Here is a 7,562-nt window from a genome sequence, read left to right on the forward strand (position 1 = left end):
CTTGATATGGATTTCTAAACATCAAGACAATCAACTATACAGATTAGTGATCCTTCCAGTTTTCTTTTACTTTGACAAAAATATCTACATTTTCAATAAAGAGCTGTAATAAGTGAGGATCAAAGTGTGTTGCCGCCCCTTTACGCATTTCAGCTAAAACCTCTTCTAAAGGCCAAGCTGTTTTATAACAGCGGGCATGGGAAAGGGCATCAAACACATCTGCGATTGCCACAATCCGCGAGAAAATGTGAATTTCGTCTTGTTTTAGATTTGCAGGATAACCAGAACCATCATATTTTTCATGATGTTGCAGTGCAATAATTGATGCGGCCTTTAGTATTGGTCGCTCAGAATTTGCAAGAATTTGATGGCCAATCATAGGGTGCTGACGCATAACTTTCCATTCTTCGTCATCTAATTTGCCGGGTTTAAGTAGGACAGCATCGGGGATCGCAATTTTACCTATGTCATGCATTGGTGAGGCACGGCGCAGTAAATCGGCTTCGTATTCACTTAAACCAGCGAGTAATGCTAATTGAGAACAATACTCCGCCATACGTTTCACATGATTGGCAGCTTCTTTCGAGCGGCTTTCAACAACATCACCTAAACGTAAAATAAGCTCTGATTGTGTATCTTCCACCTCCTGATTGAGCAGCAAATTTTCAAAAGCTATGCCCACGTTGATGGCAAAAATATCAATGAGTTTCTTATCAAGATCATCAATTCTATCAATACCATCCATATAAAGTAGATTGATTAAACCGCCTTTGGTGGGAAAGTAACCGATAAAGCAATTGTCTTCATAAAGGCACCGCTGTTGGGTGAGCGCACTGCGCAGTAGACGATCAATATGTTCAGGTAGTTGCGTAATGTGGGATTTATTAGCAAATTGGCCAGTACCTGCAAGGATTTCTATATTGACAGGTTCAACATGACCACTAATCGCATCAATCGCATTACAAGTCAGCAGTAGCGTTTCTGAATCGAGATTAAGTAGAGTGGCCACTTGTGTCAGTAGCCCATCGGCGAATTTATGCAGGGTGCGTAGTTCAAATAATCCTGAGGTGGCTTCTAGTACTCTTTCTAAGCCCTTACGGTGATTTATTTGCGTGCGCCTTGCTTGCTCGATTTCCATTATATCGCGATAAGAGCGAAGGGCTGAGTAGACGCTGGTCATCAGCTTACGGGAATCGAGTTCAGCTTTTGCTTTGTAATCATTAATATCGTAATTGACGATAACGTCTTCTTCAGGTGCTTGCCCTGGCTGGCCTGTACGTAAGATCAATCGAGTGGTTTTATTCAGTAATTCTTCACGGATCCACTTTACTAGTTCTAACCCTGCATGGTCACTTTCCATGACAACATCAATAAAGGCAATGGCGATGTCATGTTCTTGATTGAGTAATTCTTTTGCTTGTTCGGCACTATAAGCATTGATAAAGGTAAGGGCACGGCCATCAAGTTTAAAGCGGGAGAGGGCAAGCTTAGTGACGGTATGAACATCAGGTTCATCATCGACCACTAATACCTTCCAAGGAATACCAGACTCTGTTGTCTCGGTAGACTTTTTACCGGAAAAAAGAGGGTTTTTCTTTGCAAGATCAATCAGCATCCGATACCTCATTCAAGTAAAAATAATGATCACATAATCAGTGTAGTAGACACATTTCAAAGCGGTGCAAAATCTTGCATAAAATAACGAGGTGAGTGGCAATCCTTAAATTACATTGTTGATAACGATTCTCATTTGTGTATTCTATTACTATCAAACAATGATAGGGAGGGAAAGGGCATGACGAATCGAATTAACTTATCAATTTCAGCGCATAAATTGGCACAGCTGATACATGATGGACACATCTGCGCATCTGACTTCACGTGCTTAGATAGCCAATCGAAACAGCAAGTGTGGCAGCTATGCTTGATCTGTTGCAAAAAACGGATTACTTGTCAGCAATGTTCATTTTCAAGTTGCGCTAAAAATCTGACATATCTTGATGCCGATAAATAACATTATCGGCATTTGCGTTTAAGTATTATCATACAAGAAACTCTTATAATTCAGATGTAATATGCAACTTCCTCCAGTAATCCCGTTATTTGACTCATTTGAATTCATACAAGTTGGCAATAGTATTGTTAACCAATATATCACCCAAATTAGCATGAAAAAGGTGGTTGATGCGGGCTTAGTCATCGAGCATGCCAGTGATTGGCTATTTGAGCAAAAGCATAACGAAAACAACTATAAAGCTTATCGCAGTGAACTCACTACGTTTCTGCATTGGTGTTTTGATGTAGTTTCAATGTCTCCCATTCAAGTTACGCGCAAAGACATGAGCCGTTACGTTGATTATTGCCAAGAACCGCCGATAGCACTGATCGGTTATTTTAATGTGCCACAGTTTAAGTACGATAAACTGCATGATGAACGGGTTCCAAACTCGCAATGGCGACCATTTGTCGGCAAAAAACAACTCGGGCAAATCATGCCTTATGTGTTAAGCGATAATGCGTTAAAAACGAAAATGGCCATTTTGTCTTCGTTTTATTCGTACCTGACAAGTGAAGAATATTGTGAGCGGAATCCTGCTCAAATCTGGCTTAATCACAGTCGATTTGCAGCAAACAGGCAATATCAGCGTCAAAGTCATGAAGATGAAAATAGTCTCGCATTTACTGAATTACAGTGGTCATATATTATGGCGACCGTTACTGGACTAGCAGAAGAATTTCCTGAGTTACATCAAAGAAGTTTATTCCTCATTATATTGATTTATTGCTGTTATTTACGCATTTCAGATGTGTCTGCACGTGCGGGTTATTCGCCGGTGATGAACCAGTTTAAACGTAATCAGCAAACGGGCATCTGGAGTTTTCATATTCCGTTGAGTAAAGGTGGTAAAAGACGCAGTGTTGCGATTTCAAAAGCTTTGCTCGATGCATTAGTCAAATATCGTCAGTTTTTAGGATTAACGGATTATCCAGGACCAAACGAAAATCATCCTTTGTTTGTACGGCATAAAGCTGCTGGACGCGGCCGAGATGTTGGTATCCTTAATGCCAATCTAGGCATTCGTCATGTTCGCGACGAAATTCAAAAAATAATTAATCTGGCTGCAGAACGTATAGAAATCGATGGCTTTACACAAGATGCGGCGCAGATGCGCAAACTAACTGCCCACAATATTCGCCACACTGGCATTACGCACGATATCAATATCAACCGCAGACCGTTATCCCATGTACAAGCCGACGCTGGCCACGAAAGTATCGACACTACATCGCAATATTTGCACACAAGCCAAATTGAACGTCATGAAAGTGCATTCAACAAACCAATCGACCATTTGAAAGGCATAGAGTGATTAGATATAAATATGCGCACAATGTGATCACACGTTATGTAAAACTGCTTTTTTTTGTAGCATCCGGACATAAAAAAACAGCCCTGAAAGGGCTGAGTTTTGCATAACTTGGATTGTGCGATGCTTTCCTAGCAGGGTTTGCCAATAACCTTTATTAGATCTTGCAAGCACCAAAGATGGATTGTTCTTCTGATGACTCATCTCGAATATCTGTTGTGCTTCCATTTTTCTGTACAGATGCAATGCCATTTAGTGCACTTTGCTTGCTACTGTACATTTCACTTGTAGCAATAGTTTCGCCATTAGAAGCTTTTAAGACAAAGTAATATGGTTGTGTAGTTTTTTTGTCAGACTTCTTGAGTTCAAAATATCCCATTAGCTTCTCCATTTAGTGTGATTATTTCAAATTTATCCTACCAGAATAGGTCTACTATTTAGTAGTCATTTAATATTCTAGGGATTATTAAGGGACGTGTCCCTTAATGCCAAGCGCTCTTAATAGGGCGCTTTTAAGCCCGTTTATTTTCACCGCTAGACTCTTTTCTTTAGCTGCTGATTTGCAGCGCGTTTACCGTCAAACGGTCGTAGACAAAAACCACTCACAGCACTCAAAAGTGCAGTACTGTAATACTGCACTTTTGTCTCATTATTGAGACTTTTCGAAGGGGATTAAGCGAGAACTTGGAAAGGGGCCCGCCATAGCGGGAAAGGCCCCAAGTGACAGCGAGAGCCCCTGAGTCCACATACTTTAACAGTGGACTCTACTCCGGATTTCGGAGTTTCTGACGGCTTGCAACTCGTCCTTGTTGCAGCGTGGAGGAAGGGGGAGGCAAGCGAAGCGCCCCCGACCGAAACAGACTTTTTAGGTTTGGGTTCCTGTTACACCCAAACTAACTCCTGACATCACTTTAGTTAACTCGTAAATGAAATCTTCTAAGGAATACCGCTTATAAAGCTTGCCTGAACATATTTCGTTAGGGGTAATCCCTAGCACAAGAGCAAGATCTTTTACTTGTGAGGCTTTGGGTTCAGTCGTTCCGTTCTCCCACTTTAGGTAGGTTTGCTTGGCAACCTTAACTAGGTTCGCAACATCTTCTTGCTTTAAACCTTTCCTATGTCTGGCGTCTTTAAGTACATCTTTAAGCATGATAAACCCTCAAAAGTACATTTTAATTTAACTATAACACCACCTTTTTTCACTCGCACCTTGCAATACATTTAAATGAACCTTAAAGTATATAAAAATGTACTTGACAGGTTTTTTACTAATTGTTTTTCATCGACCGTTTATTCATGCAACAAGACCATCCTGCAGGCGGTTTACCGCTTGTAGGTCGTCATGTCATTGAGCGGTTTGAATTAGAAACTGGGGAGCATTTACCGCCCTCCGTTAATCAAAAAATTCTCGAAGGATCATTTAGTACCAAGCTAACAATCCGTTGTGATGGGCAGCGGGTGAGGGTGGAAGGTAATCCATCTCGATGGCAACGTATGGATAACCTTTTTGGTTTACGTACGCTTGATGAGTGTGTGGCGATTTTTAATCACGTGCTCGCTCAATATGATTTGCCACCGTTCACCAAAAATACCCACATCTCATACCGCCAAACACCAGATGGTAAAACGACTCAGCTTGTTGGTAATGGTGCTGAAATCACCGCCATCGACTGGACGGTTAATCATCAAGTAGGCAAGGGCAAAGAGGCCTCATTTATCCGTGGTATGTCGTCGATGCAAATTGGTCGAGGTCGTAAACCCAAGCTTTATCCAGATGGCCACACGTGCAACTGGGGTGAAGGTTCTACATGGATAATGACCAAGCTTTATAACAAAGCCGTTGAGTTACAACGGCATTTAAACAAAGAACTCCGCAAGAAAGCCGGTGTTCCAATCGAAAGACTTAACTACTTAGAAAACTTAATTAAATACTGTGAAGAAACAGGTGTAATACGCGAAGAACACAGCTTAAGACAGGCATTGCTAAAACGTCATACGTTGCAATTTTATGGCCGAGTCACTGAACAAGACTTTTATCCGCACCTTATAGACATTGAGAACGCTATGAAAACAATTCAAATATCACACGATGAACATCAGACGATTGCTGACCAATTAATCTCTTCAGGTGTTGTTAAAAGCCGTCAAGCGGCAAACACAACTCAATCCTATGCCTTAATTTGGCAACACGGTACCGACGTTAAAAAAGAGCTAAGTAATTCTAACTATTACGTCCATAAAGCACGATTAAAAGCTATTGGTATCGATATAGGTCAGCAGTTCGATGTGAGCCGTATGTGTCCAACCCTAAAGCGTTCAGAAGTTATTGAAGTTAAACCGCTAATAGTCCCGCACTGGTATCAATTACCGATAGTTGCACAATCCAATATTTTACCGTTTAAAGCCTACGCATAGGAGCAATATTCATGCTTAAAATTGAAGTATTTCAGGAAGATGTCACCGTAACTGCTCGCAACATGCCATCGAAAGACGGTAAGCCTGGGCGAACCATTTACGAGCAAAGAGCTTACGCATATTTAGGCGGGAAATTTCCTGTTCAAATGAGATTGCAAGTCGAAGATCCGACTAAGACATATCAAGCCGGAGAATATCAAGTTGATAGCTCAAGCTTTGTCGTGAATAACTTTGGCGGCCTTGAACTAAAACGCTTTGGTTTGAAGATCGTGTCAATCATCAATAAGGACTAAAACATGCTTGCACAAGGAACTGTGATACTTACTGATTTTACACCCATTTATCATTCGTTGAATTCATTAGAACTAGCCGTTCGTGCGTTTGCCGACGTTGCAGATGATTGGTGCGAAGAGGATTTAAAACACGCACTGGTAAAACTCTTATCTGAAAACTTAACTCAGCAATGGCAGTTACACCAAAAAGCTGTATTTAGCTCGTTAGCACGTATTGAACCGACTGAAACACAGGAATGACTATGAATCATGATTCTCTACTAAACAGCTTGTCAAAGCTTCGGCCAGTTCGTTACAAAGGCGGTATTAGCTTTGTCGCACGCAAAGATGCACCAACGCATCAATGTACACGTTGCTACAAACCTTGGTGGCCTGATGATTTACGCCCAGTGTTCAGTGATAGTTGCCCGAACTGTTTTGCTGAGTTGCGGCAAATAACCAAAATTGAACCGTTGATAACTGACTAATGGCTAAATCCCTGTAAGGCATAGCAAGGAATGCTGAAATGCCGATAACGACACTTATCGGCACATCTAATCCCTTCCACACAAAGCTGCGCACAATGTGACGCCAAAGGCGAGTTTAATATAATCTGTGTTGTGCGAAGTTTGAACCTTGATAAATACTGTATATATCCCCATGTATTAGATGTAGTCCAGCATTTCACAATACGAAGGTAATAATATGACACCAGTTATCAATCAGATTCTCGCAAAGGCAGAAGCAACAGGCTCTCTAGGAAGTTCTGCTACATTTAATCAAGTCATTAATGAGCTAGGAAGTATTTGTACTAACTCAAATTTTCAACAAGTTGTTGAGTATTTACAATCGTTAGATTGCTCCAATCACATTACTAATGTTGAGTCATTGCTACGCTCAAAATCGAATCTTTAATGGAAAAGGAAGATGAAATCATAGCATCTAGTTTCGACTATGAAGCCAGCAATCGCCGCCTTGCCTTATATTCTAAGATTCGCTCATATTTGACCATTGCTGCAATATTTTGTGCAGTTACATCGTTACTTATTGAGTATTGGGGTTATTAGGGGACTTGTCCCCTAATGCAAAGCGCTCTTGATAGGGCGCTTTTTTGCCCGTTTATTTTCCCCGCCAGACTCTTTTTCTTTAGCTGCTGACTTGCAGCGCGTTTACCGTCAAACGGTCGAAGACAAAACCAACTCACAGCACTCAAAAGTGCAGTACTGTAATACTGCACTTTTGTACCATTGGTGGTACTTTTTCGAAGGGGATTAAGCGAGAACTTGGAAAGGGGCCCGCCATAGCGGGAAAGGCCCCAAGTGACAGCGAGAGCCCCTGAGTCCACATACTTTAACAGTGGACTCTACTCCGGATTTCGGAGTTTCTGACGGCTTGCAACTCGTCCTTGTTGCAGCGTGGAGGAAGGGGGAGGCAAGCGAAGCGCCCCCGACCGAAACAGACTTTTTAGGTTTGGGTTCCTGTTACACCCAAACTAACTCCTGACATC

Annotated in this window: 10 protein-coding genes; 6 read left to right on the forward strand and 4 right to left on the reverse strand. The window is 41.5% G+C overall.

Features of this window, described 5'->3' with window-relative positions; genetic code table 11:
• Nucleotides 1-43 precede the first annotated feature (43 nt).
• Nucleotides 44-1,615: a DUF3369 domain-containing protein gene (locus tag L5L91_RS10460; RefSeq protein WP_113940482.1), complete on the reverse strand. Its 1,572-nt coding sequence runs from the start codon at nt 1,613-1,615 to the stop codon at nt 44-46.
• 180 nt (nt 1,616-1,795) lie between these two features.
• Between L5L91_RS10460 and L5L91_RS10465 the strand changes: the two genes are divergently transcribed.
• Together L5L91_RS10465 and L5L91_RS10470 are read left to right on the forward strand one after the other, a co-directional pair.
• Nucleotides 1,796-2,014, forward strand: coding sequence for a hypothetical protein (locus L5L91_RS10465; protein WP_105252484.1), 219 nt, complete (start codon nt 1,796-1,798; stop codon nt 2,012-2,014).
• Between the two features lie 61 nt (nt 2,015-2,075).
• The gene (locus L5L91_RS10470) at nt 2,076-3,371 is read left to right on the forward strand and encodes a tyrosine-type recombinase/integrase (RefSeq protein WP_263236415.1); all 1,296 of its coding nucleotides are present in this window, start codon (nt 2,076-2,078) and stop codon (nt 3,369-3,371) included.
• A gap of 154 nt (nt 3,372-3,525) precedes the next feature.
• Here L5L91_RS10470 and L5L91_RS10475 read toward each other — a convergent pair whose 3' ends face one another.
• Complete coding sequence (locus tag L5L91_RS10475) at nt 3,526-3,747, reverse strand: YegP family protein (RefSeq protein WP_263236418.1); 222 nt, start codon at nt 3,745-3,747, stop codon at nt 3,526-3,528.
• A 486-nt stretch (nt 3,748-4,233) separates the two neighbouring features.
• The gene (locus tag L5L91_RS10480) at nt 4,234-4,518 is read right to left on the reverse strand and encodes a helix-turn-helix transcriptional regulator (RefSeq protein ID WP_263236420.1); all 285 of its coding nucleotides are present in this window, start codon (nt 4,516-4,518) and stop codon (nt 4,234-4,236) included.
• 146 nt (nt 4,519-4,664) lie between these two features.
• On the opposite strand from L5L91_RS10480, the gene L5L91_RS10485 reads away from it, so the two are divergent.
• The 3 genes from L5L91_RS10485 to L5L91_RS10495 are packed head-to-tail and all read left to right on the forward strand — an operon-like array spanning nt 4,665 to nt 6,316.
• Nucleotides 4,665-5,783, forward strand: a complete 1,119-nt coding sequence (locus tag L5L91_RS10485; protein WP_263236422.1) for a phage/plasmid replication protein, II/X family — start codon at nt 4,665-4,667, stop codon at nt 5,781-5,783.
• A gap of 11 nt (nt 5,784-5,794) precedes the next feature.
• Nucleotides 5,795-6,076, forward strand: coding sequence for a G5P family DNA-binding protein (locus L5L91_RS10490; protein WP_263236424.1), 282 nt, complete (start codon nt 5,795-5,797; stop codon nt 6,074-6,076).
• A gap of 3 nt (nt 6,077-6,079) precedes the next feature.
• On the forward strand, nt 6,080-6,316 hold the full coding sequence (locus L5L91_RS10495; RefSeq protein WP_263236427.1) for a hypothetical protein: 237 nt from the start codon (nt 6,080-6,082) through the stop codon (nt 6,314-6,316).
• A 153-nt stretch (nt 6,317-6,469) separates the two neighbouring features.
• Here L5L91_RS10495 and L5L91_RS10500 read toward each other — a convergent pair whose 3' ends face one another.
• Nucleotides 6,470-6,637 (reverse strand): hypothetical protein, encoded by a 168-nt coding sequence (locus L5L91_RS10500; protein WP_263236430.1) that lies wholly within the window; start codon nt 6,635-6,637, stop codon nt 6,470-6,472.
• 123 nt (nt 6,638-6,760) lie between these two features.
• On the opposite strand from L5L91_RS10500, the gene L5L91_RS10505 reads away from it, so the two are divergent.
• Nucleotides 6,761-6,970, forward strand: a complete 210-nt coding sequence (locus L5L91_RS10505; RefSeq protein ID WP_263236433.1) for a hypothetical protein — start codon at nt 6,761-6,763, stop codon at nt 6,968-6,970.
• Nucleotides 6,971-7,562 lie beyond the last annotated feature (592 nt).

This window comes from Shewanella sp. SM55 (genome assembly GCF_025654025.1).
Lineage (GTDB): Bacteria > Pseudomonadota > Gammaproteobacteria > Enterobacterales > Shewanellaceae > Shewanella > Shewanella oncorhynchi.

Coding starts and splice junctions, on each gene's coding strand:
- L5L91_RS10460 (WP_113940482.1), bottom strand. CDS start 1,615: ATGCTGATTGATCTTGCAAAGAAAAACCCTCTTTTTTCCGGTAAAAAG.
- L5L91_RS10465 (WP_105252484.1), top strand. CDS start 1,796: ATGACGAATCGAATTAACTTATCAATTTCAGCGCATAAATTGGCACAG.
- L5L91_RS10470 (WP_263236415.1), top strand. CDS start 2,076: ATGCAACTTCCTCCAGTAATCCCGTTATTTGACTCATTTGAATTCATA.
- L5L91_RS10475 (WP_263236418.1), bottom strand. CDS start 3,747: ATGGGATATTTTGAACTCAAGAAGTCTGACAAAAAAACTACACAACCA.
- L5L91_RS10480 (WP_263236420.1), bottom strand. CDS start 4,518: ATGCTTAAAGATGTACTTAAAGACGCCAGACATAGGAAAGGTTTAAAG.
- L5L91_RS10485 (WP_263236422.1), top strand. CDS start 4,665: ATGCAACAAGACCATCCTGCAGGCGGTTTACCGCTTGTAGGTCGTCAT.
- L5L91_RS10490 (WP_263236424.1), top strand. CDS start 5,795: ATGCTTAAAATTGAAGTATTTCAGGAAGATGTCACCGTAACTGCTCGC.
- L5L91_RS10495 (WP_263236427.1), top strand. CDS start 6,080: ATGCTTGCACAAGGAACTGTGATACTTACTGATTTTACACCCATTTAT.
- L5L91_RS10505 (WP_263236433.1), top strand. CDS start 6,761: ATGACACCAGTTATCAATCAGATTCTCGCAAAGGCAGAAGCAACAGGC.